Origin of the sequence: Arthrobacter sp. zg-Y916 (genome assembly GCF_020907385.1) — a bacterium.
GTDB lineage: Bacteria > Actinomycetota > Actinomycetes > Actinomycetales > Micrococcaceae > Arthrobacter_B > Arthrobacter_B caoxuetaonis.
Genome location: NZ_JAJJOD010000003.1, coordinates 45850 through 69708, shown reverse-complemented (window position 1 = coordinate 69708; position 23859 = coordinate 45850). Strand labels below are relative to the sequence as shown.

The 23859-nt window shown below is 65.5% G+C and carries 21 protein-coding genes; 9 read left to right on the top strand and 12 right to left on the bottom strand.

Features of this window, described 5'->3' with window-relative positions:
* Positions 1 to 78 precede the first annotated feature (78 nt).
* From LOC59_RS07300 to LOC59_RS07290, 3 genes are read left to right on the top strand one after another with little or no spacing between them, the layout of a single operon-like run.
* Complete coding sequence (locus LOC59_RS07300) at positions 79 to 1032, top strand: ABC transporter ATP-binding protein (protein ID WP_442860573.1); 954 nt, start codon at positions 79 to 81, stop codon at positions 1030 to 1032.
* Positions 1029 to 1772, top strand: coding sequence for an ABC transporter permease (locus tag LOC59_RS07295; RefSeq protein WP_227896729.1), 744 nt, complete (start codon positions 1029 to 1031; stop codon positions 1770 to 1772). The genes LOC59_RS07300 and LOC59_RS07295 overlap by 4 nt, the downstream gene beginning before the upstream one ends.
* Positions 1763 to 2740 carry a COX15/CtaA family protein gene (locus LOC59_RS07290; protein ID WP_229971270.1) on the top strand — a complete coding sequence of 326 codons (978 nt, stop codon included), beginning with the start codon at positions 1763 to 1765 and terminating at the stop codon, positions 2738 to 2740. Before LOC59_RS07295 ends, LOC59_RS07290 begins: the two co-directional genes overlap by 10 nt.
* A gap of 454 nt (positions 2741 to 3194) precedes the next feature.
* Here the strand turns inward: LOC59_RS07290 and LOC59_RS07285 are convergent, their stop codons facing one another.
* Positions 3195 to 4091 (bottom strand): heme o synthase, encoded by an 897-nt coding sequence (locus tag LOC59_RS07285; protein WP_227896922.1) that lies wholly within the window; start codon positions 4089 to 4091, stop codon positions 3195 to 3197.
* Positions 4092 to 4537: 446 nt separating this feature from the next.
* On the opposite strand from LOC59_RS07285, the gene tkt reads away from it, so the two are divergent.
* The 6 genes from tkt to pgl are packed head-to-tail and all read left to right on the top strand — an operon-like array spanning position 4538 to position 12773.
* Positions 4538 to 6727, top strand: coding sequence for a transketolase (gene tkt, locus LOC59_RS07280; RefSeq protein WP_229971437.1), 2190 nt, complete (start codon positions 4538 to 4540; stop codon positions 6725 to 6727).
* Between the two features lie 20 nt (positions 6728 to 6747).
* On the top strand, positions 6748 to 7863 hold the full coding sequence (tal, locus tag LOC59_RS07275) for a transaldolase (RefSeq protein WP_227896733.1): 1116 nt from the start codon (positions 6748 to 6750) through the stop codon (positions 7861 to 7863).
* 4 nt (positions 7864 to 7867) lie between these two features.
* Positions 7868 to 9484 (top strand): glucose-6-phosphate isomerase, encoded by a 1617-nt coding sequence (locus LOC59_RS07270; protein WP_229971268.1) that lies wholly within the window; start codon positions 7868 to 7870, stop codon positions 9482 to 9484.
* A gap of 3 nt (positions 9485 to 9487) precedes the next feature.
* The gene (zwf, locus tag LOC59_RS07265; RefSeq protein WP_227896735.1) at positions 9488 to 11032 is read left to right on the top strand and encodes a glucose-6-phosphate dehydrogenase; all 1545 of its coding nucleotides are present in this window, start codon (positions 9488 to 9490) and stop codon (positions 11030 to 11032) included.
* Complete coding sequence (locus LOC59_RS07260; protein ID WP_227896736.1) at positions 11029 to 11967, top strand: glucose-6-phosphate dehydrogenase assembly protein OpcA; 939 nt, start codon at positions 11029 to 11031, stop codon at positions 11965 to 11967. Before zwf ends, LOC59_RS07260 begins: the two co-directional genes overlap by 4 nt.
* On the top strand, positions 11964 to 12773 hold the full coding sequence (gene pgl, locus LOC59_RS07255; RefSeq protein ID WP_227896737.1) for a 6-phosphogluconolactonase: 810 nt from the start codon (positions 11964 to 11966) through the stop codon (positions 12771 to 12773). Before LOC59_RS07260 ends, pgl begins: the two co-directional genes overlap by 4 nt.
* 104 nt (positions 12774 to 12877) lie before the next feature.
* Here pgl and secG read toward each other — a convergent pair whose 3' ends face one another.
* The 11 genes from secG to LOC59_RS07200 all read right to left on the bottom strand — a co-directional run bounded on the left by secG (position 12878) and on the right by LOC59_RS07200 (position 23799).
* A complete protein-coding gene (gene secG / locus LOC59_RS07250) occupies positions 12878 to 13129 on the bottom strand; it encodes a preprotein translocase subunit SecG (RefSeq protein ID WP_227896738.1) in 252 nt (83 codons plus the stop codon).
* 53 nt (positions 13130 to 13182) lie between these two features.
* A complete protein-coding gene (gene tpiA / locus LOC59_RS07245) occupies positions 13183 to 13998 on the bottom strand; it encodes a triose-phosphate isomerase (RefSeq protein WP_229971266.1) in 816 nt (271 codons plus the stop codon).
* An 87-nt stretch (positions 13999 to 14085) separates the two neighbouring features.
* Positions 14086 to 15312 carry a phosphoglycerate kinase gene (locus LOC59_RS07240; RefSeq protein WP_227917014.1) on the bottom strand — a complete coding sequence of 409 codons (1227 nt, stop codon included), beginning with the start codon at positions 15310 to 15312 and terminating at the stop codon, positions 14086 to 14088.
* A gap of 43 nt (positions 15313 to 15355) precedes the next feature.
* Positions 15356 to 16360, bottom strand: coding sequence for a type I glyceraldehyde-3-phosphate dehydrogenase (gene gap / locus LOC59_RS07235; RefSeq protein ID WP_227896742.1), 1005 nt, complete (start codon positions 16358 to 16360; stop codon positions 15356 to 15358).
* Between the two features lie 212 nt (positions 16361 to 16572).
* Positions 16573 to 17199 carry a superoxide dismutase gene (locus tag LOC59_RS07230; protein ID WP_227896743.1) on the bottom strand — a complete coding sequence of 209 codons (627 nt, stop codon included), beginning with the start codon at positions 17197 to 17199 and terminating at the stop codon, positions 16573 to 16575.
* Positions 17200 to 17305: 106 nt separating this feature from the next.
* Positions 17306 to 18286 carry a DNA-binding protein WhiA gene (gene whiA / locus LOC59_RS07225; protein WP_227896744.1) on the bottom strand — a complete coding sequence of 327 codons (981 nt, stop codon included), beginning with the start codon at positions 18284 to 18286 and terminating at the stop codon, positions 17306 to 17308.
* Between the two features lie 10 nt (positions 18287 to 18296).
* Positions 18297 to 19322 (bottom strand): gluconeogenesis factor YvcK family protein, encoded by a 1026-nt coding sequence (locus LOC59_RS07220; RefSeq protein WP_227896746.1) that lies wholly within the window; start codon positions 19320 to 19322, stop codon positions 18297 to 18299.
* Positions 19323 to 20222: an RNase adapter RapZ gene (gene rapZ, locus LOC59_RS07215; protein WP_227896748.1), complete on the bottom strand. Its 900-nt coding sequence runs from the start codon at positions 20220 to 20222 to the stop codon at positions 19323 to 19325.
* 106 nt (positions 20223 to 20328) lie between these two features.
* Complete coding sequence (gene uvrC, locus LOC59_RS07210; RefSeq protein ID WP_229971264.1) at positions 20329 to 22371, bottom strand: excinuclease ABC subunit UvrC; 2043 nt, start codon at positions 22369 to 22371, stop codon at positions 20329 to 20331.
* A 77-nt stretch (positions 22372 to 22448) separates the two neighbouring features.
* On the bottom strand, positions 22449 to 23117 hold the full coding sequence (locus LOC59_RS07205; protein WP_229971262.1) for a lysophospholipid acyltransferase family protein: 669 nt from the start codon (positions 23115 to 23117) through the stop codon (positions 22449 to 22451).
* Entirely contained in the window at positions 23104 to 23799 is a 696-nt protein-coding gene (locus LOC59_RS07200) for an HAD hydrolase-like protein (protein ID WP_229971260.1), read from the bottom strand. Before LOC59_RS07200 ends, LOC59_RS07205 begins: the two co-directional genes overlap by 14 nt.
* Between the last annotated feature and the right edge of the window lie 60 nt (positions 23800 to 23859).

Genomic DNA, 23859 nt, shown 5'->3' with positions numbered 1-23859 from the left:
AAGGCGAGGCTTCCCCGCGGGAGGGCAGCCCGGGAGGAAAGGGCGAGGAGAAACTACTACCTAACGTAGAATATGGGCGTGCCTAACGACGACCCCTGCCTGACTATCACCGGCCTCATTCGGGACTGCGGTCCTGTTCCCGGTCTCGACGGCAAAATGATCCGCGTCCTTGCCGGCGTGGACTTCACCGCACGGCGGGGGCAGGTTACGGCCCTGCTGGGGGCGAACGGAGCCGGAAAAACGACGACCCTTGAATGTGCCCAGGGCCTGCAGCCCATCGACGGCGGTGAGGTTTTGCTGCTGGGCCAAGCCCCTTACGGAGCCGGAGCGGACCTTCGCGCGCGGGCCGGAGTGATGCTCCAGGACGGCGGCCTTCCGCCGTCGGCCCGGCCGGTGGCCTTGCTGCGCCATATCGCCGGCATGTATGCCGATCCCCGCGATGTCGACTCACTGGTGGACCGGCTGGGAATCGGCAGTTTCGCGAAGACCGGCATCCGCCGGCTTTCAGGCGGGCAGCGCCAGCGCGTGGCCCTTGCAGCAGCACTGGTGGGGAACCCCGAAGTCCTTTTCCTCGACGAACCGAGCGCCGGTCTTGATCCGCAGTCACGCCAGATCGTCTTCGAGCTTATCCAGGAACTGCGGGATGAGGGCCTGGGCATCATCCTGACAACTCACCTGCTGGACGATGCCCAGAAGCTCGCCGACTACGTCTACATCATCGATGCCGGCCGCACGGTCGCCCGGGGCACCGTTGCCGAACTGACCGCCCGAACTGCTGACCATGCAGCCGGCCGGGAAATGACCTTCGCCGCGCCTGCCGGCCTCAGCCTCTCAGTTCCGGCTCTGGATCACCTGATACTGACGGAAGAGGCGCCAGGCAGTTACACCCTGCGGGGCACGTTCGCGCCCGCTGACCTGGTCAACTTGGCCGCATGGTGGAATGACGCCGGGATACTGCCGGACAGCATCCACATGGCCTCCCGCACGCTTGAGGACGTTTTCCTCGAACTTTCCGGAAGGGAAATCCGATGAGCGCACCAGCTTCCCTGCCGGTCCGGGTCTTCAATCAAGGCAAATACGAGGCCGAGACCATGCTGCGCAACGGTGAGCAGCTGATTCTCGCCGTCGTACTCCCCCTGCTTGGCCTGATTGCACTCAGCGTCACGCCCCTGCTGGATGCGTACGGATCGTCGCGGGTCAATACCGCTGTTCCCGGGGTGCTGGCGCTGTGCGCTATGTCCACGGCGTTCACCGGGCAGGGCATCGCCACCGGATTCGACCGCCGCTACGGAGTCCTGAGGTATCTCTCCACCACTCCCCTGGGCCGTGCCGGACTGATCGCCGGCAAGATCATCGCTGTGCTGTCGGTGCTCGCCATCCAGGCCGTGCTCGTCACCGTCGTCGCCCTGTTCATGGGCTGGCAGCCCTCGCTGCCGGGCATCCCGCTGGCAGTTGCGCTGCTGGTCCTGGGGGCCGTTGCCTTCACCTCCCTGGGGCTGCTGGTCGCCGGAACCGTGCGGCCCGAAGCCACTTTGGCCATCACCAACCTGCTCTGGATCCTGCTCGCAGGAATCGGCGGCATCATCATTCCGGCTGCCAGCCTCCCTGCCGATCTGCAACCCTGGATCCAGGCACTGCCTTCAGCCGCCCTCGGGGATGTGCTGAGGTCGGCGCTTCTCGAAGCACAGTTCAACCTTTCCGCCACGCTCATCCTGCTGGCGTGGACAATCCTGGGCGGTCTTGCAGCCGTCCGCTGGTTCAAATGGAGTTAGTACCCGTGCCGAATACCCCCGCCCCCACGTCCGCTGCGCGTGCTGCCGAACCGGCTGCCGGGCCTGCGACGAGCCGACTGGTCCGTTCCCTGGCGGTCGCCACCCTGGTGGCCAACATCGGCATCGTCGTTACCGGCGGTGCCGTCCGGCTGACCGCTTCGGGGCTGGGCTGCCCGGAATGGCCCCTCTGCACTGCCGATTCACTGGTCGCGACGCCGGAGATGGGCATCCACGGGGTGATCGAGTTCGGCAACCGGCTGCTGACGTTCGTGCTCACCGCCATTGCGTTCGGCATGCTGGCGTCAGTCTGGAAGGGCCGTTCTGCGCGCCCTGACCTGATGCGGCTCTCGGTTGCCGCCCTGGCCGGCATCCCGGCGCAGGCGTTCATCGGAGGCATCACGGTCTGGACCGGCCTGAATCCGTGGGTTGTGGGCCTGCACTTCATCGTGTCGATGATCATCATCGCCGTGGCGGTTGTCCTGGTGAACCGGGCCTGGCTGAGCCCCGGCCAGCTCGCAGAGCGGCACGAGCCGCTGGCCGGACGGACCCTGCGTCCCGTGGTCTGGGCCATTGCGGTGCTGTCAGCCATTACCGTAGTCCTGGGCGTGATCGTCACCGGCGCCGGCCCGCATGCCGGAGACCATGGCGCAGCCCGCAACAACCTTGACCCGGACCTGATGACCCGGATTCACGTCGTTCCCGTCTACCTGCTGGTCTTCACGCTTATCGTCGCGTTGTACCTGGTCTACCGGCGTACCGTGGATGTCCGGTTCAAGCGCTCCCTGCTGCTCTTCACCGCCGTCGTGCTGGCCCAGGCCGTTATTGGCTACGCGCAGCACTTCCTGGCGCTGCCAATCGCCCTGGTGGCACTGCACATGCTGGGGGCTTCGCTGATGACGGCTGCTGCTGCACAGGTGTTCTACACCGGGTTCTCCCGAAAGGTTCCGGAACAGAGTCCCAAGGCATAGGACAGCAGAGGCTGCCGCAGGCCGCCGAAGCCAGGCCGCCGGCTTAGCGTGCAGCCGTGTCCGCCGCGTTAGCACGGTAGGCGTTCACCAGCGCACATGCGCGGACGGCTGTCTCACGTCCGGCATCGAGATCACGAGCTTCCAGAAGCCTCCGGCAAGGACCTTTACCGGCGGGGCCGATTATCACCGTGCCCCGGGATAAAGATCCACACCAGCAGGGCGTCGCTGCCCCAACGAGTGCGAGAGCCGGATGGGCTGCGGCCAGGCCCGCTGCAAGGACACCTCCGATTCCAAGGCTCAGCCCCGGCTTCCTGATTCACGGCGGGGCGGCAACGGCCGGCGCGGTCATCAGTCCGCCGAAGGCGACGCCGAAACCGACGGTGACCCGGGCCAGCAGCGTGGAGTGGTCCCTGGTCGGGGCGCAGCGGGCCGCTTAGGCCGCAGGGCGAATCAGCTAGAAGAGCGGGCCGCCGACGAAGGGATCGATGGCCAGGGCCAGGAAGAGGATGGTCAGGTAGCTGATCGAGCCGTGGAAAACCTTCATGGCCGACTTGTCCGTCACGTCCCCGCGCTGGGCAAGGGAGTGCAGGCGATGACTTTCGACCAGGAACCAGCCGCCGCTCAGGACGGCACCGGCGGTGTAGACCCAGCCGGCTCCGCCCACGGGAATCAGCAGCAGGGAGCAGACCACCGTGGCGTAGGCGTAGAGCACCACCTGCACGGAGACGAGCTTGGCTCCGGCCACTGCGCCGAGCATCGGCACGGAGGCGTTGCGGTAGTCCTCCCCGTACTTCATGGACAGCGGCCAGTAATGCGGCGGCGTCCACAGGAAGATCACCATGAAGAGGATGACGGCGGGCCATTCCACCGTGTTGGTCACGGCGGCCCAGGCAATCAGTACCGGCATGCAGCCGGCCGCTCCGCCCCAGACAATGTTCTGCGTGGTGCGGCGCTTGAGGATCAGCGTGTAGAAGACGACGTAGAGCAGGATCGCACCGAGGCCCAGCAGGCCCGTGAGCGGGTTGGCGCCGAACCAGAGCAGCGCGATGGAGATGATGCCAAGCACCCAGCCGAAGACGAGCGCCTCACGGGGGCTGACCTCGCCGGTCACAAGGGGACGCTTCTCGGTCCGGCGCATGAGCCGGTCCATGTCCCGGTCGATGTAGCAGTTGAAGACACCGGCACTGGCCGCGGCCAGTGCGCCGCCAACCATCGTCGAGACCATCAGCCAGACGGACGGAACGCCACCCTGCGCAAAAAACATGGTGGGAAGGGTCGTGACGAGCAGGAGCTCAATGACGCGCGGCTTCGTCAGCGCCACGTAGGCCCGTAGCTTACGTCCCACGCTCATTTTTCCGGCGTACACCGGAACCTCGGCGGGGGCATGCTGCGTACTCACGAAACGATCACTTAGTCCTGTCTGGGCTGGAAAAGTCCGAGTTCATCATAACCTCTATCCCCTGTAGAAAACGAAGCAGAAGAGCCCTTCCGCCCTCGTCGCCCGGCAGTGCAGACCAACGGTGCCCCTATCACCGGTTTGCCCGACACGATACGCCCATTGGCACGGCCTTCGGGATAAGGTTGGAACGGACATTGCCGCCGCACCGAAAAGTGCTGTGCGCAGCGTGTGCAACCAGCGGGTCCGGCAACAGTGAATGAGCCGCCGGACCGGGCTGAACAGTGCAGCTGTCCGGCAACGATTCAGCGCAACATCCGGTTTGGAGCGGCAGACGCCGCTTCCGGTGCCAGGGGCACCGTTCATCCGCAGCAGAGAGGGGCCCGGTAAACGTGCCACATTTGGAAGAGCAGAACCTGACCTGGACCGAGACCGACAGCAAGGCAGTGGATACTATCCGCGTCCTGGCAGCTGACGCCGTCGAAAAGGTTGGCAACGGACACCCCGGGACGGCCATGAGCCTGGCCCCCGCCGCCTATCTGCTCTTCCAGAAACTCATGCGCCACGATCCGGCAGATCCCCATTGGCTGGGCCGTGACCGGTTTGTCCTCTCCCCCGGGCACACGTCGCTGACCCTCTACATCCAGCTGTTCCTTTCCGGGTACGGCCTGGAACTGGATGACCTCAAGTCGCTGCGCACCTGGGGATCGAAGACCCCGGGACACCCCGAGTACCGCCACACCGACGGCGTCGAAATCACCACCGGCCCGCTGGGCCAGGGGCTGGCGTCCGCAGTCGGCTTCGCCTATGCCCAGCGCCGCCTGCGTGGAATGTTCGACGCCGATGCCCCGGCTGGCAGCAGCCCCTTCGACCACACTATCTGGGTCATCGCCTCCGACGGCGACCTCCAGGAAGGCGTCACGTCCGAGGCTTCCTCCCTCGCCGGGCACCAGGAACTCGGGAACCTCGTGGTGATCTACGACGAGAACCACATTTCCATCGAAGATGACACTGACATTGCCTTCACCGAGGACGTCCTGGCGCGCTACGAAGCCTATGGCTGGCACACCCAGCGGGTGGACTGGACTGCGGGCGGGGAATACAAGGAAGACGTCGACGGTCTCTACAACGCGCTGGTTGCGGCCAAGGCCGAAACCGGACGGCCGTCCATCATTTCGCTGCGCACCATCATCGGCTGGCCGGCACCGAATAAGCAGAACACCGGCAAGATCCACGGTTCGGCCCTGGGCAAGGACGAAGTCGCAGCCCTGAAGGAAACGCTGGGCTTCGACCCCGAGCTGACGTTTGAGGTTGCTGACGAGGTCCTGGAGCATTCCCGCGCGGCTGTGTCCCGCGGCGCGAAGGAACACGCCCTCTGGAACGACGCCTTCGCAGCCTGGCGCCAGAGCAATCCGGAGGGCGCAAAGCTCCTGGAACGCATCCAGGCCGGAACCCTGCCCGAGGGCTGGGAAGACAGCCTGCCGGTCTTCGAAGCAGGCAAGGACGTGTCCACCCGCGCCGCGTCCGGCAAGGTGCTCAGTGCCATTGGCCCGGTTCTCCCGGAGCTGTGGGGCGGGTCGGCCGACCTCGCCGAGTCGAACAACACCACAATCGAAGGCGCTCCGTCCTTCATCCCCGCGTCAAGGCAGACCGGGACATGGTCCGGCGGCCCGTACGGACGCGTGCTGCACTTCGGCATCCGCGAACATGCCGCAGCCGCGATCGTCAACGGCATCACGATGTCCAGCAACACCCGCGCCTTCTCCGGCACGTTCCTGATCTTCAGCGATTACCAGCGGCCCGCGATTCGGCTCGGCGCGCTCATGGGCGTTCCCTCCATCTATGTCTGGACGCATGACTCGATCGGCCTGGGCGAGGACGGCCCGACGCACCAGCCCGTTGAGCAGCTGGCATCGCTCCGCGCCATCCCGGGACTCGACGTCGTCCGTCCTGCGGATGCCAACGAGGTCGCCGTTGCCTGGCGCACCATCCTGGAGAACACGGAAAACCCGGCCGGCATCGTCCTGACCCGCCAGAATGTCCCCACGTGGGAACGGGGCACCGGCGCAGCCGACGCAGCTTCCTTCGGTTCGGCCAACGGCGCAGCGCGCGGCGGTTACGTCCTCGCAGAAGCGGTGCGGGACGGGGAAACCGTTACTCCCGACGTCGTACTGATCGGCACCGGCTCCGAGGTCCAGCTCGCCGTGGCTGCCCGTGAAGCGCTGGCAGCAGAAGGCATCGCAGCGCGGGTTGTCTCCATGCCCAGCGTCGAGTGGTTCAACCGCCAGGACGCTGACTACCGCGAAGCCGTCCTCCCCCGCTCCGTCAAGGCGCGCGTCTCCGTTGAAGCCGGGATCGCCCAGGGCTGGCGCGAGTTCGTCGGGGACGACGGACGCATGGTCTCACTGGAACACTTCGGCGCCTCAGCCGACTACAAGACGCTGTTCAACGAGTTTGGCATTACCGCCGATGCTGTCGCCCAGGCTGCCAGGGATTCCCTCGCAGCGGTCCACGGACAGGACGCCGCACCTGCCGGCACCCCTGCCGCACCTTCGGGCGCCGCCTCCACCGAGACCGGCGACCAGAAGTAAAAGGAAAAAGGAGTATCCCTATGACTTCCAGCCCCACAGCAGCACTTTCCGACGCCGGAGTTTCCATCTGGCTTGATGACCTGTCACGTGAGCGGATCACCTCCGGATCACTGAAGGACCTCATCGCCTCCCGCAACGTCGTGGGCGTCACCACGAACCCGAGCATCTTCGCGGCTGCACTGGCCAACGGTGAGTCTTACGCGACACAGGTCCAGCAGCTTGCGGCCAACGGAGCCGGCGTCGACAAGGCGGTCTTCGAGATCACCACCGACGACGTTCTCCAGGCGTGCGACGTCTTCGCTCCCGTCGCCGCAGCGACGGACGGCGTTGACGGCCGCGTGTCCATCGAAGTGGACCCCCGCCTCTCCCGCGACACGCAGGGAACCATCAACGAGGCCAAGGAACTCTTTGACAAGGTCGGCCGCAGCAACGTCCTGATCAAGATCCCGGCGACGCCGGAAGGCCTCCCGGCCATCACGGCTGTGATTGCCGCCGGCATCAGCGTCAATGTCACCCTGATCTTCTCGCTTCAGCGCTACCGCGAGGTCATCAACGCGTACATGGCCGGGATCGAGCAGGCCCGGGAAAACGGCCACGATCTCTCCACCATCCATTCCGTGGCTTCCTTCTTTGTCTCCCGCGTCGACGCCGAGATCGACAAGCGGCTTGACGCCGTCGGCACCGATGACGCCAAGGCGCTGAAGGGCAAGGCAGGGCTGGCAAACGCGCGTCTGGCCTACCAGGTCTGGGAAGAGCAGTTCAGTACCGAGCGCTGGCAGGTGCTGGCCGCTGCCGGGGCCCGGCCGCAGCGCCCGCTGTGGGCCTCCACCGGCGTCAAGGACCCGAACCTGCCGGACACCCTCTACGTCACCGAGCTCGTGGCTCCGGGAGTCGTGAACACCATGCCGGAGAAAACCCTCGAGGCTACTGCCGACCACGGGGTCATCACCGGAGACACAGTCACCGGAACATACGCCGAGGCCGCCGCTGTGCTGGACGACCTGGACCGTGCCGGCATCGATTACAACGACGTCGTTGGCCTTTTGGAGACTGAAGGCCTGGAGAAGTTCGTGGTGTCCTGGGGCGAGCTCCTGGAAACCGTGTCCGCAGCACTGACCAGCGCGCAGGAGGCCTAATCCCATGACCGCTCTGTCCTTTGAAGCAGCAGGAGCTGCCCGTGACGCCGTGGAGGCCAAGGTTCCCGGCCTGGTCCGGGACGAGGTAGCCACCCGGCTCCTCGCCCAGGACCCCACACTGTGGGGGCCCGATGCAGAAGCTGAAGCGTCCATCCGCCTGGGCTGGCTAAACCCGGGCGAAAGCTCCCGGCCGCTGCTGGGACAGATTCGCGAACTGCGCCAGGCACTGGCAGCCGAGGGAGTCAACCGCGTGGTCCTCGCCGGAATGGGAGGCTCCTCGCTGGCGCCGGAGGTCATCACCGGCACCGCCGGGGTGGACCTCACGGTGCTGGATTCCACGGATCCCGACTCCGTGGCTGCCGCCCTGGCGCAGGACCTCGCCCCCACCGTTATTGTGGTGTCCTCCAAATCCGGCTCCACCGTGGAAACAGACTCGCAGCGCCGCGTTTTTGAAGAGGCCTTCACCCAGGCAGGAATCGATGCTGCCTCACGGATCGTCGTGGTGACGGATCCGGGGTCTCCGCTGGACGCCGCTGCCCGCGAGGCAGGCTACCGTGCGGTGTTCAACGCGGACCCGAACGTCGGCGGCCGCTACTCTGCGCTCACGGCTTTCGGCCTGGTTCCGTCAGGGCTGGCGGGCGCGGACATTGAGACGCTGCTCGACGAAGCAGAAGATACGGCGGAGATCCTCAGCGACAACGCGGAAGACAACATCGGCCTCGCCCTGGGCGCGGCCCTGGGCGGCACCGATCCGCTGCGGAACAAGATTGTGATCGTTGACGAGGACTCCGGGCTGGTTGGATTTCCCGACTGGGCGGAGCAGCTCATAGCCGAATCCACCGGAAAACTTGGCACCGGCGTGCTGCCGGTGGTGGCGGAGCCGCAGGCTCCCGAAACCCTTGCCGGCGCACCGGATGTCCTGGTGGTCCGGATTACCTCTCCGGAAGCGGAAGCCCTGCCGGAGGGCAACCAGGTGGTCGTCTCCGGAAGCCTCGGCGCACAGATGATGCTGTGGGAGTACGCAACGGCCGTTGCCGGACGCCTGCTGGGGATCAATCCATTCGACCAGCCGGACGTCGAGGCTGCCAAGAAAGCCGCACGCGGCCTGCTGGACGCACAGCCGGAGCCCGTGGCGCCGTCGTTCGTCGACGGGAACATCGAGGTCCGCGGCGATGCTCAGCTGCTTGGCGGGTCGAAAACCCTTAAGGAAGCACTCGGTGCCCTCCTGGACCAGCTCGGCGCGGATGGCTACCTGAGTGTCCAGGCCTACCTGGACCGCAGCGCCCAGTCGGATCTCGAGCGGCTGCGCCCGGAACTGGCCGGAATCACCGGGCGTCCCGTGACGTTCGGCTGGGGTCCGCGTTTCCTGCACTCCACCGGGCAGTTCCACAAGGGCGGTCCGGCGCAGGGCGTCTACCTGCAAATCACCGGGGCACCCGCAACCGACGTCGCGATCCCGGGGCGTCCCTTCAGCTTCGGCGACCTGATTGCGGCCCAGGCAGCCGGAGATGCCCAGGTCCTCGCCGACAACGGCCGCCCGGTCCTGAGGCTGAACCTGCTGAACCGGGCTGCGGGATCTGAGCAGCTCGCTGACACCATCAAGGATCTGGACGGTAATTAACTGATGTCCCCAGAGCACGACAACGGCTCCCCCAGCCCGTTGCGGGACCCGCGCGACCGGCGCCTCAGCCGCATCGCGGGTCCTTCATCGCTGGTGATCTTCGGCGTCACCGGCGACCTTGCCCGCAAGAAACTCATTCCCGCTGTCTATGACCTCGCCAACCGCGGGCTGCTGCCGCCGAGCTTCTCGCTTGTAGGCTTTGGCCGGCGGGACTGGAGCGACGAGGACTTCGCCGCCTACGTTAAGGAATCGGTCCAGGACCGCTCCCGGACCGCGTTCAGTGACAACGTGTGGAAACAGCTGGCCGAAGGCATCCGGTTCGTGCAGGGCGGCTTCGACGATCACGAGGCCTTCGACACGCTGCGCACCACCCTGCAGGAACTCGATGAGCAGCGCGGGACACGCGGCAATGTGGCGTTCTATCTCTCCGTGCCGCCGAAGAGCTTCGAACAGGTCTGCCAGCAGCTCTCCAGCCACGGCCTCGCCGAGTCGACGGACGGACGCTGGCGGCGGGTGGTCATTGAAAAGCCCTTTGGCCATGACCTGCAGTCGGCAAGGGACCTGAACGAGGTAGTGGAGTCAGTCTTCCCCGCTGACTCTGTCTTCCGGATCGACCACTACCTCGGCAAGGAAACGGTCCAGAATATCCTCGCGCTGCGTTTCGCCAACCAGCTTTTCGAGCCGATCTGGAACGCCAACTTTGTTGACCACGTGCAGATCACCATGGCCGAGGACATCGGCATCGGAGGACGTGCAGGTTATTACGACGGCGTAGGGGCCGCCCGCGACGTCATTCAGAACCACCTCCTGCAGCTGCTGGCGCTCACCGCGATGGAAGAACCGATTTCCTTCGATGCGGCCCACCTCAGGGCCGAAAAGGAAAAGGTGCTCGCCGCGGTCCGGCTGCCGAAGGACCTCTCCCGCCACTCTGCCCGCGGGCAGTACACCGGCGGCTGGCAGGGCGGTGAGAAAGTCACCGGCTTCCTGGAGGAAGAGGGCTTCAACCCGGAGTCGAAGACGGAGACGTTCGCCGCTGTGCGGCTGGACATCAATACCCGCCGCTGGGCAGGAGTTCCGTTCTACCTGCGAGCCGGAAAGCGGCTCGGACGGCGGGTGACAGAGATCGCCGTCGTCTTCAAACGGGCCCCCAACCTGCTCTTCCGGGACCATGCCGAAGACGATTTCGGGCAGAACGCCGTCGTGATCCGGGTACAGCCGGACGAGGGCGCGACCATCCGGTTCGGCTCGAAGGTTCCCGGGACCCAGATGGAAGTCCGGGACGTGTCCATGGACTTCGGCTACGGACACTCCTTTACGGAATCCAGTCCGGAGGCCTACGAAAGGCTCATCCTGGATGTCCTCCTTGGCGAACCCCCGCTTTTTCCGCGGCACCAGGAGGTTGAGCTCTCCTGGAAGATTGTTGATCCCTTCGAGGAGTACTGGGCATCGCTGGATGAACAGCCTGAACCATATGCCCCTGGAAGCTGGGGACCGGCTTCTGCGAACGAACTGCTCGCACGCGACGGAAGGACCTGGAGAAGGCCGTGATTGTTGAACTGCCTGACACCACAACCTCCAAGGTGTCCAAGAAAATCGTCGCCATGCGGGAAAAAGGCGGCGTTGTCGCCCTGGGCCGAGTCCTCACGCTGGTCGTAGTCACCGCGCCGGACTTCGTCGAAGAAGCGATTGAAGCCGCCAATACCGCCAGCCGGGAGCACCCGTGCCGCGTGATCGTGCTGGTCGCCGGTTCTGCCGATGAGCCCTCGCGGCTGGACGCGCAGATTCGGGTCGGCGGAGATGCCGGTGCCTCCGAAGTCATCCTGCTCTACGGCTACGGTGAGCTCGCGGCCGAGAGCGAGTCGCTGGTCTCGGCCCTGCTGCTGCCCGACGCGCCAATCGTCGTCTGGTGGCCCCATGGCCTTCCGCGTTCGGCGGCGTCCACTCCCCTGGGCCGGATCGCACACCGGCGCATCACCGATGCTGCCAATGAGCCGGATCCCAAGCAGTCACTGCTGGACCTCAGCCGGACCTACGCGGACGGGGACACCGACCTCAGCTGGACCCGGCTCACCCACTGGCGTATCCAGCTGGCGGCGGTCCTGGAACAGAACGGTGCCGGCGGCCTTCAGTCCGTCACTGTCGAGGGTGCGTCGGACTCAGCAAGCACCTTCCTGCTGGCCGCCTGGCTCAAGCACGCCCTTAAGGTTCCCGTGAAGATCATTGAAGACCCCGCCGGTGCCGGCATCCGGCGTGTCCGGATGGAACGCGAAGCGGGTGCGATTGAGCTTTACCGTCCCGAGGGCGGCAGCATGGCCCACCTGATGCAGCCCGGACAGCCCGAGCAGCGGATTGCCCTGCCGCTGCGGACACTGCACGAGTGCCTGGCCGAGGAATTGCGCAGGCTGGATCCAGACGAGGTTTTCGGAGAAGTACTGACGGAGGGGCTGGCAGCATGCCTGGTCCCGGAAGGGACCACCGCATGAGGCAATCTCCCCATGGCGTAAGCATCCATCCCAACGCCGCGGCGCTGATCGACGCAACCGCTGCCCGGCTGATCACCAAATTGGTGGATGTACAGAACCGGCGCGGCGAAGTAACGGTAGTCCTCACCGGCGGTACAGCAGGCATCGGTGTGCTCGCTGCTGTGGCCGCCGCGCCGGCCCGGACAGCCGTCGACTGGCAGCGGGTCAACTTCTGGTGGGGCGACGAGCGGTTCGTTGCTCCCGGCTCCCCCGAGCGCAACGCCCTGGCTGCCCGGCAGGCGATGCTCACCCGCCTCGGAGTGGACCAGGCACGGGTGCATGAAGCCGCGTCTACGGATAGTGTCTCCACGGTGGAAGAGGCCGCTGCCGCTTACGCTGCTGAACTGGCCGCGGCGGCACAGGCCGAAGACCTCGCGGAGGGTTTTGAGGAAACCGATCCCCGCCTTCCGCGCTTCGACGTCCTGCTGCTGGGCGTCGGACCAGACGCCCACGTCGCCTCGCTCTTCCCTGAGATGGCGGGCATCCGGACCACGGGCGAGACGGTGGTGGCTGTGCGGGACTCCCCCAAACCCCCGTCCGAGCGCATCTCGCTCACTTTGGAAGCCATCAATACGGCGGATGAAGTCTGGCTCACGGTAGCCGGTGAGGATAAGGCGGGCGCCGTCGGGCTCGCTCTTGCGGGGGCAGGACCGGTACAGGTGCCTGCAGCCGGACCCCGGGGACGTTCGAAGACCAGATGGCTGATTGACCAGGCCGCGGCTTCGCAGCTCCCGGAACAGCTGCTGCAGCCCGAAGAACGGCACTAGGGACTGCTGGCACATAGGAAAGGCCCCGGGATAACCCGGGGCCTTTCCTATGTGCTTGTGGTTGTATGCGCTGCCGAAGGGCGGCGCAGTCCCGCTCCGGGTCCCTAGGACTCGCCGGCGAAACGCTGGATCAGGCCCAGGGCCACGATGACCAGGCCCCAGGACAGGCCAAGGATGACGGTGAAACGGTTCAGGTTCTTTTCCGCGACCCCGGAAGAACCCATGCTGGTGCTCATGCCGCCGCCGAACATGTCGGACATACCTCCGCCGCGACCCTTGTGAAGCAGGATCAGGAGCGTGAGCAGCAGGCTGGTCAGGCCAAGCAGGACCAGCAGGATGATCTTCAGAATTTCCACTTACGGCCTTTCACGGGTGACGCATTGAATTGGAGACGCTGCCGCTGCGCAGGTCAGTCGGTCACCAGGTGTTCCTCGAACCTGACAATATTAGCAAATTCGGCCACGTCCAAACTGGCGCCGCCCACCAACACGCCGTCGACGTCACGCTCCTTCAGGATGCTGGCAGCATTCGAGGCCTTAACCGACCCGCCGTACAGCAGCCGGACCTTTGCAGCGACGGCGTCGTCGTACAGATCGGCGAGCTCGGCGCGGATGGTGTTGCACATTTCCTGGGCGTCGTCCGGCCCGGCAACCTCGCCCGTGCCAATCGCCCACACCGGTTCGTAGGCAATGACCAGGCTGGAAACCTCTTCCGCGGTGAGACCGGCCAGGTCATTGCGGACCTGCTCCAGGGTGTGCAGCAGGTGGTTGCCTGCCTGCCGCTCTTCGAGGCCTTCGCCCACGCAGAGGATGGGGACCAGGTTGTTGCGGAAGGCAGCCTTCAGCTTGGCGTTCAGGAGTTCGTCTGACTCGCCGTGGACACTCCGGCGCTCACTGTGCCCGACCAGGACATAGCTGCAGCCGAGCTTGGACAGGAACTGGCCTGAAATGTCGCCGGTGTACGCACCGGAATCCTCGGGCGAGAGGTCCTGTGCGCCGTAAGCCACCTTCAACTTGTCTCCCTGCACGAGGGTCTGGGTGCTCCGGAGATCGGTAAACGGCGGGAAAACGACGACCTCGACGCGGTTGTAGTCGTGCCTCGCGTCGCTGAGGGTCCACGCAAGCTTCTGCAGCAGGGTGATGCCCTGCATGTGGTCCATGTTCATTTTCCAGTTGCCCGCGATCAGCGGTGTGCGGTCATACTTGCCGTTGGTCGAGGTAGTCATCTCTGCTCCGGTTCATGTGGTGGTTTCGATAGATGGTGGACAGGGCAACGGGCCTGCCGGAAGAATCCCGGCAGGCCCGTTCACCGATTACTTGTCGAGGACGGCGATGCCGGGCAGTTCCTTGCCTTCAAGGTATTCCAGGCTCGCTCCGCCGCCGGTGGAGATATGCGAGAAGTCGCTGTCGGAGAAGCCCAGCTTGCGCACGGCCGCGGCCGAGTCCCCGCCACCGACCACGGTCAGGCCGCTGCACTGCTTCAAACCCTCGGCCACTGCCTTCGTACCGCCGGCGAAGGCGTCGAATTCGAACACACCCATCGGTCCGTTCCAAAAGACGGTTGCACCCGACGCGATGCGGTCAGCGAAGGTACGCGCGGAATCCGGTCCGATGTCGAGACCGATCCCGGCCGCACCGAAGCGGCTGTCCTCCATCGCGTCAGCGGGCACTACCTCGTGTTCGGCGTCGGCTGCAAACTTGTCTGCCACCACAATGTCGGTCGGCAGGACGAACTCACAGCCCAGCTCCGCGCCACGGGACAGATAGCCCTTCACCGTTTCGATCTGGTCCTCTTCGAGCAGGGATGCTCCAACCTTGTGTCCCTGGGCGGCGAGGAACGTGAAGACCATGCCCCCGCCGATCAGCAGGCTGTCGGCCCGGGTCATGAGGTTCTCGATCACCGCCAGCTTGTCCGAGACCTTGGAACCGCCCAGCACCACGACGTAGGGCTTGGCGGGGTCCGTCGTCAGGCGCGAAAGCACTTCCAGCTCGCTGCGTACCAGATTGCCCTCATAGGCAGGCAGGACTTCGGCAATGTCATAGACGCTGGCGTGCTTGCGGTGGACAGCCCCGAAAGCATCGTCGACGTACGCCCCGCTGCCACCGGTGAGGGCAGCGAGCTCACGGGCCAGCTCCATCCGCTGGGCATCGTCCTTGGACGTCTCCCGCGGGTCGAACCGGATGTTCTGGAGCACCAGGACGCTGCCGGCTGCCAGGGTTCCCGCACGTTCGACGGCACTGGGGCCGGTGACGTCGTCGGCAAACTCCACCGCGAACGGGGCGAGCTCATCGAGCCGGTCCACGGCCGGACGCAGGCTGTACTTCTCGTCCGGCTGGCCCTTGGGCCGTCCCAGGTGTGCCATAACGATGACCTTGGCGCCGTGCTCCACCAAAAGCTGCAGCGTAGGAATCGAAGCGCGGACGCGCCCGTCGTCGGTAACCTTCCCGTCGGCGAGGGGGACGTTGAGGTCCGAGCGGACCAGAACGTACCGGTTGTCGACGCCGTCGCTGATTAGCTCGTCAAGTGTCTTGATTGTCATATCTGCCTTTGTTTCTGTGCCCGGTGGGGCGGAGGACGGGGACCTAGAGTTTCGAAGCTACCAAGGTGGTGAGGTCCACCATGCGGCACGAGTAGCCCCATTCGTTGTCATACCAGCCGACTACCTTGGCCTCGTTGCCCATGACACGGGTCAGGCCGGAGTCGAAAATGCACGACGCCGGATCAGTCACGATGTCGGACGACACGAGCGGCTCGTCGGTGTAGCGGAGGTAGCCGTTGAGGGGACCCTCGCTGGCGGCCTTATAGGCCTGGTTGATCTCCTCGACGCTGACTTCCCGGGAAAGGTTCACGGTCAGGTCGGTGACGGATCCCGTGGGGACGGGCACACGCAGTGCGAAGCCGTCGAGCTTGCCGTCCAGATCCGGGATCACCAGGCCGATCGCCTTGGCAGCACCCGTGGTGGTGGGCACGATGTTCAGGGCCGCTGCCCGTGCCCTGCGCAGGTCCCGGTGCGGGCCGTCCTGCAGGTTCTGGTCAGCGGTGTAGGCGTGGACAGTCGTCATGAGTCCGCGTTCAATGCCAAACGCATCATTGATGACCTTCGCCAGCGGAGCCAGGCAGTTGGTGGTGCAGGAAGCATTGGAGATGATGGTGTCAGTGGCAGGGTTGTACTCGCTGTCATTCACTCCCATCACGATGGTCCGGTCGGCGCCCTTGCCCGGGGCGGAGATCAGTACCTTCTTGGCGCCGGCTTCAATGTGCTTGCGCGCATCCTCAGCCTTGGTGAAGAACCCGGTGGACTCGATGACGATGTCCACGCCCAGGTCTTTCCAGGGCAGTTTTGCGGGATCGCGTTCGGCGAGGACGCGGACGGTTTTGCCGCCCACCACCAGGTTGCCGTCCTGGACCTCTACGCCCTCTTCGAGGCGGCCTGTGATCGAGTCGTATTTGAGCAGGTGGGCCAGGGTCTCCGGGCTTGTCAGGTCGTTAACCGCAACAATATCCAGATCCGCATTCTGCTCCAGTGCTGCCCGGAAGTAGCCGCGTCCGATACGCCCGAATCCATTGATTCCAACACGAGTAGTCACTTTTGTTCTCTCCTTGATAGCGGGTCGTTCGAGAATTAGTGACCTCAGTGGAACAAGGCCACTTCAGTTGACTTCGCAGGAGCGGCGCGTCCCGGACCTGCTTCAGCGCACGGGTTGCCGGTCTGGCGCTGCATGAGCCGTGTGCTCCATCTTACGCGCAGGTGCCGCCGGTCATACACCGGCGGCACCTTAAACCCGGTCGGTTTCCCCGATTACGCGGGGAGCACCAGCTGCGTTGCGCCGGCGCGGGCTGCGTCGAACCGGGCGGCGACGTCGGCCCAGTTGACGATGTTCCAGAACGCCTTGACGTAGTCAGCCTTGACGTTGACGTAGTCCAGGTAGAAGGCGTGCTCCCACATGTCCAGCATCAGCAGCGGAATGGTTCCAACGGGGATGTTGCCCTGCTGGTCGTAAAGCTGCTCGATCACGAGGTTTCCGCCGAGGGGTTCGTAGGCGAGGATGGCCCAGCCGGAACCCTGCAGGGAATTCGCGGCCGCGGTGAACTGTCCGCGGAACGCGTCGAAGGATCCGAAGAAGTCATCCAGGGCCGCTGCCAGCTCGCCGACCGGCTTGTCGCCGCCTTCGGGTGAGAGGTTGTTCCAGAAGATCGAGTGGTTCGTGTGTCCGCCGAGGTGGAACGCGAGGTCCTTGGAGAGCTTCGGGATGTTGCCGAACTCGCCCTTTTCGCGGGCTTCGGCCATCTGGGCCAGTGCAGTGTTGGCGCCGGCCACGTAGGTGGCGTGGTGCTTGTCATGGTGCAGTTCCATGATGCGAGCCGAGATGTGGGGCTCCAGCGCTGCGTAGTCGTACGGCAGTTCCGGCAGTGTGTATTCGTTCACGAAAATCCTCCGTTGATACTCGGATCCATTTATCCGGACGGCGTGTCCACCCGGAAGTTGATGATGCTGAATAAATCAGCACGCTTAGTCCATCCTAAGCGTGAGCCTACTGGTCTAGCATTTCGGCGGTCACATTGGCCTCCGTACCCGGAACTCCCAGTTCAGAGGCCCGCTTGTCCGCCATCGCGAGCAGGCGGCGGATCCGGCCGGCGATTGCGTCCTTGGTCATGGGAGGTTCGGCCAGACGGCCCAGTTCGTCAAGGCTGGCCTGCTTGTGGGCGACCCGGAGCTCGCCGGCGTAGCGCAGGTGTTCAGGAACGTCCTCACCCAGGATCTCCAGTGCGCGCTCCACTCTCGCCCCTGCCGCAACGGCCGCCTGCGCGGAGCGGCGGAGGTTTGCGTCGTCGAAATTCGCCAGGCGGTTGGCCGTAGCGCGCACTTCCTTGCGCATCCGGCGTTCCTCCCAGACCATCAGGGCATCGTGGGCGCCCATCCGGGTCAGCAGGGCCGCGATGGTGTCACCGTCACGGATGACGACCCGGTCCACACCCCGGACTTCGCGTGCCTTGGCCGCGATTCCGATCCGGCGCGCAGCACCGACCAGTGCGAGGGCTGCTTCGGGGCCGGGGCAGGTCACTTCGAGTGAGGATGAGCGTCCGGGCTCGGTGAGGGACCCGTGGGCGAGGAAGGCGCCGCGCCAGACAGCTTCGGCGTCTGCTGCGGAACCGTTCACGACGACGGAGGGCAGGCCCCGCACGGGCCGCCCCCGGGCATCCAGGAGCCCGGTCTGGCGGGCCAGGGACTCTCCATCCTTCACGACGCGGACAACATAGCGGTTGCCCCGCCGCAGCCCCGAACCCGAAACGACAACGATGTCGCTCGCGTGCCCGTAGACCTCGGCGATGGCGGCCCGCAACCTCCGGGCTGTCGACGCGAGGTCCACTTCAGCCTCGATGACGATGCGCCCCGAGATGATGTGCAGGCCTCCTGCAAAACGCAGCATTGCCGAAACTTCGGCTTTTCGAACGGAGGACTTCTTCACGGTAAGCCGTGAAAGTTCCTCTTTGACTGCAGCAGTCAGCGCCACAAGCACACTCCTAGAGTTCCCCAAATACATCGTGATAAGCGGCCGCAAGCCGCAGCGGATCATGAATCGGACTGCCGGCCGCTGCCCCTACCTTACCGAAGACAACGCGGGCACCCATTTCGGCGGCAGCTGCGCTGAACTCGTTCCTGTCCTCCACAACGCTGGGATCGGCCAGCACGGCGTCCACCTTGAAGCCGGGAGCATAGCGCCGGATGACCTGCAGGTGGTCCACTGCGCTCATGCCCGCAGTTTCCTTCGTCTCATTGCTCAGGTTCATGGTCAGGCACCGGCGGGCACCTGTGCTGCCGAGCGCCTCCCGCATTTCGGGCAGCAGCAGGTGCGGCAGGACCGATGTGTACCAGGATCCGGGTCCCAGGATCACCCAGTCGGCCCGGCCGATTGCAGATACTGCCTCGGAGCAGGCCGGTGCATCCGGTGGAAGCAGCCGGACGTTCACGACGCTCGACTGGGTTCCAGCGACGGCCAGTTCGGCCTGGCCCGTGACGGTCTCGTGCCGCAGTCCTGTCTCCGTCTGCCGCAGGACGTCGCCTTCGATCGTCAGCGGGAGGGTGGACATGGGCAGGACCTGGCCGCGGGCACCCAGCAGGGCTCCGGCCCATTGCAGTCCGGCCACCGGATCACCCAGCAGTTCCCACAGGGTGACGATGAGCAGGTTTCCGAGCGCATGGTTGTCCAGGGACCCTTCGGCGCCCGGACGTGAACGGAACCTGTGCTGCATGACGTCCCGCCAGGTCCTGCCCCAGTCCGTGTCGTCGCAGAGCGCGGCAAGGGCCATGCGGAGGTCTCCCGGCGGAAGGACGTCCAGCTCCTGGCGCAGGCGGCCGGAGGAGCCGCCGTTATCGGCGACGGTGACAACGGCGGTGAGGTCGGTGGTGAGCAGGCGCAGGGCCGAGAGCGTGGCGGAGAGCCCATGGCCGCCGCCCAGGGCGACTACCGCCGGTGACGTGCCGCCGCCCGGCGGACGCAGGCTTCCTCCGTCGGGAAGGATCGGAAGGGGCCCGGTGAGGAACCCCATCTATTCCCGCCCGAGATCTCGGTGGTGCGCTGCTACCGTGACGTGCGGAAGCTTAGCCAGCCGCTTGGCGAGTTCTTCGGTGACCGCGACAGACCGGTGCTTGCCTCCGGTGCATCCGACGGCGATGGTGGCGTAGTGCTTGTTCTCGCGGCGGTAGCCGTCAATGACGGGAGCCAGCGCATCGACGTAGCGGTCCAGGAAATCCTCGGTGCCGTGCGCCCCCAGGACATAGTCCCGGACGTCTGCATCCTGCCCGGTGTGCGGGCGCAGCTGCGGGACCCAGTGCGGATTTGGGATGAAGCGGACATCCGCCACGAAGTTCGCGTCAACGGGCAGGCCGTACTTGAAGCCGAAGCTCATCACGTTCAGCCGGAGGACGATCGGACCTTGCTCCGTGAAGAGCTCGGTGATCGTCGTTGCCAGCGCGTGCACGTTGAACTTGGAGGTGTCCACGATGACGTCCGAGGCATCGCGAAGTTCGCGCAGCACGTCCCGTTCTGCGGCGATACCGTCCAGGATGCTTCCGTCTTCCTGCAGCGGGTGGGGCCGGCGGCCGGATTCGAAGCGCTGGACCAGGGCCTGGTCTGAGGCTTCGAGGAAAAGCACGCGGTAGTCGACGCCGGCGGCCCGGAGGTTGCCCAGGGCCTCCCGGATGTCCTGGAAGAGTTCCTTGCTCCGGACGTCGATGACCACGGCCAGTTTGGGGATCGAGTGGGGCATGCGGGAGACCAGTTCGGTGAGTGTCCCCAGCATCAGCGGCGGCAGGTTCTCCACCACGTACCAGCCGTGATCTTCCAGCGCATTGGCTGCGGTACTCCGGCCGGCACCGGACATGCCGGTGACGACGAGCAGTTCGGACTCGGCAGGCTTAACGCTTTGCAGCCCGTCCACTTCAGTCATGTTTTCCTTGTTCCCGTCAGTCACCGGGTTCCCCGGACCGGGGAGCCCCAAAGGCTGGCCGGCGCCGGTCGGATTTCTCCGCCGGCGACGGCTCCCACCAGCCTAGCTAAGATTCAATAATTTCGCCGGTGGCCATGTTCACGGCGGGGGCAGTTTCCGCCCCGGCTTCGGCGAGGGAGGTATGGATGACGGCAGCCATCGCGGGTCCAATTCCGGGAACTTCCATCAGCGCTTCAACGTCAGCCTGCCTGAGCTTGCGGACGGAGCCGAAATGCTTGATCAGGGCTTTTTGCTTGGCCGGCCCCAGTCCGGGGATGCCGTCCAGCGCCGACGCCGTCATTGACTTCCCCCGCTTTTGCCGGTGGAAGGTGATCGCGAAGCGGTGCGCTTCGTCGCGGATGCGCTGCAGCAGGAACAGCGCTTCGGAAGACCGGGGCAGGATCACGGGGAACTCGCTGTCCGGAACCCAGACCTCCTCCAGGCGCTTGGCCAGGCCGACCACGTAGACGTCAGAGATGCCGAGGTCAGCCAGGGCGCGCGACGCCGCTGCCACCTGCGGCCTGCCGCCGTCGACTACCACCAGGTTTGGCGGATAGGCGAACTTGGCCCTGGGCGCTGCCGTCAGAGTGTCCGCGACGGGTCCGGACGCCTGGCCTGCGTGCACTTGCCCGGCCTGGGCGGAGCCGTCCCCGGCGGCGGGCACCGGGCGGTCCGGGTCGGCATCCGGAACGGCGGCAGCCGGGTCGAAGTTCTCGGCCAGATAGTGCCTGAACCTGCGGGAGACTACGTCGTACATCGAGGCGGTGTCGTCCCGCGCCGCCTCCCCGGTAATGGAGAAACGGCGGTAGTCCGACTTCTTCATCAGGCCGTCCTCCGCGACCACCATGGACGCGACGACGTTGGTGCCCTGCACATGGGAGATGTCGTAGCATTCGATGCGCAGCAGCGGAACGGGAATCTCCAGTGCCTCCTGCAGTTCAGACAGCGCCGCGGACCTGGTGGTCAGGTCACCGGCCCGCCGGCTCTTGTGCAGGCGCATGGCGTCCTCCGCGTTCCGCGTGACGGTTTCCATGAGCGTCTTTTTGTCGCCTCGCTGGGGAACCGAGATTTTGACTTTCGAGCCGCGCAGCCCGCGCAGCCAGACCTGCAGTTCTTCGGTATTGTCCGGAAGCACCGGGACGAGGACCTTGCGCGGGATCCTGTCGGACATGGCGCCCTCCCCGTAGACCTGCTGCAGCAGGTGCTCTACGATCTGCCCGGTGTCCGTGTCTTCGACCTTTTCCACAACCCAGCCGCGCTGTCCGCGGATCCGCCCGCCGCGGACGTGGAAGACCTGCACCGAGGCTTCCAGCTCATCCTGGACCAGTCCGAAGATGTCGGCGTCGGTGTCCTCGGAAAGCACGACGGAGTTGCGTTCGAAGACCTTCCTCAGGGCCGCGATGTCATCGCGGATGCGAGCCGCGGACTCATAGTCCAGGTTGGCCACTGCGTCTTTCATCTGCCGCTCCAGGTCCTGGATGAAGCGCTTGGAGTCTCCGGCCATGAAGGCGCAGAGTTCGGCGGCCAGGGCCTTGTGGTCTTCGGCGCTGATCCGACCCACGCAGGGCGCGGAGCACTTGTCGATATAGCCCAGCAGGCAGGGGCGGCCGGTTCGTTCGGCACGCTTGAAGACGCCGGCACTGCAGGTGCGTACCGGGAAGACCCGCAGCAGGGTATCGAGAGTCTCTCGAATGGCCTTGGCCGGGTAGAACGGACCGAAGTACCGGGTGTCCTTCCGGCGGTCCCCGCGCATGACTTGGGCGCGCGGATACTTCTCGCCCATGGTGACGGCGAGGTAGGGATAGGACTTGTCGTCCCGGAACATGATGTTGAACCGCGGACTGAATTCCTTGATCCAGGTGTACTCGAGCTGGAGGGCTTCAAGTTCGGTGCCCACCACCGTCCACTCCACACTGGTGGCCGTGAACACCATCGTGCGGGTCTTGGCCATCAGCTGGCGCGGATTGGCGAAATAGGAGTTCAGCCGGGAACGGAGGTTCTTGGCCTTGCCGACATAGATGACCCGGCGGTGCTCATCGCGGAAGCGGTATACCCCGGGTTCGGTCGGGATCTCCCCCGCCCGGGGCCGGTAGGTTGCTGGATCTGCCACTTTTCCATCCTAAGTCGGCACCGCGCCGCTGCCGGACGTACGGCCGGCCGTTTCGCGGCCCGCTGAAGTGCGCCGGGCTAGGCGCCGTCGGGCTTGTTCTGGTTGTACGCGGCGCTGCGCTCCTGCCCGGAAAGTTCGGCGATAGAGTCCATCACCTGGTCGGTGACTCGGCGCCGCTCCGGAAGGGCATGCTGGGGTCCGGTCTTGGAAAAGTACAGCGGGCGCCCCACCGCCATCGTGAAGGGCCGGGGCTTGACCCATTTCTTTCCGGCGGGCTGGAGCTTTTCCGTTCCGATCAGCCCCACCGGCACCACGGGTGCGCCCGAGGTGAGGGCGAGCCAGCCGACCCCGGTGCGGCCGCGGTAGAGCAGGCCGTCGCGGGAGCGGGTTCCTTCGGGGTAGATGCCGATCCCGCCCCCGGACTCCAGTACGTCGAGCAGCGACTTCAGGGCAGCGACGCTGGCCGCCTGCTGGCCGCGTTCCACCGGGATGGACCCCACGCTCTCAAAAAAGCTGCGCATGGCTGCACCTTTCAGCCCCGGGGTGGTGAAGTACTCCGCTTTGGCGAAGAATCCGACCTTCCGCGGCATCAGGGCCTGGATGAGCACGCTGTCCAGGAAGGAGAGATGGTTGGCGGCAACGATGAAGGGTCCGGACGAGGGCACGTGCTCCAAGCCGGTCACGGTGGGCCGGCACAGGCTGATCACGCCGCGCGTGCTGGAACGGGTCAGGTTATACAGCCCCACGGGCACCTGCCGTTTCCGCCGCGGACCGCACGGCGTCCCTGAGCTGGCCGGGGAGGTCAACGACGGCGGCAGCTCCTGCTGCTGCCAGTTCCCCCGGGGCAGCGAAACCCCAGGACACCCCGATGCAGGGAACGCCGTTTGCTGCGGCACCGTGCACGTCATGCATCCGGTCGCCGATCATGACTGCAGCGGAATACTCTCCCGCATGGCGCTCCAGGGCCGCCCGGATGATGGATGCTTTTCCGTCTGCGGCCACGGCCCGCTCGTCGGCAGGTGAACCGTGCACGGAAGCGAAAAGGTGTCCAAGGCCCTGGACGCGAAGCAGATCGCCGGCAAGCGGCTCCGGTTTCTGCGTTGCGACTGCAGTGATGCAGCCGGCGTCACGGAGTTCCCGGACGGCGTCGGCGATGCCGGGGTAGGGCCGGCTGGCGGCCATTCCCGTGTCCCGGTAGCCCCGGCGGTAGTGCGCGATCACGGTGTCCAGCTGGTCGGCCGGCACCCGGGCTATACGCGTCAGGGACTCTGACAGGGCCGGTCCCACCATCTGCTGGAGGTCCGCGGGCGGCGGGACGGGAAGTCCGGAAGCGGCAAGCGCCGCACTAATGCCGCCGGTGATGCTGCCTGCAGGGTCTACAAGGGTCCCGTCGAGATCGAAGAGGACCAGGAGCCGGAGATGTTTCACCGGCCTAGCTTCCCACAGAGGAACGGTCACCGGGAAAAACGTATGACGCGGAAGGAATAT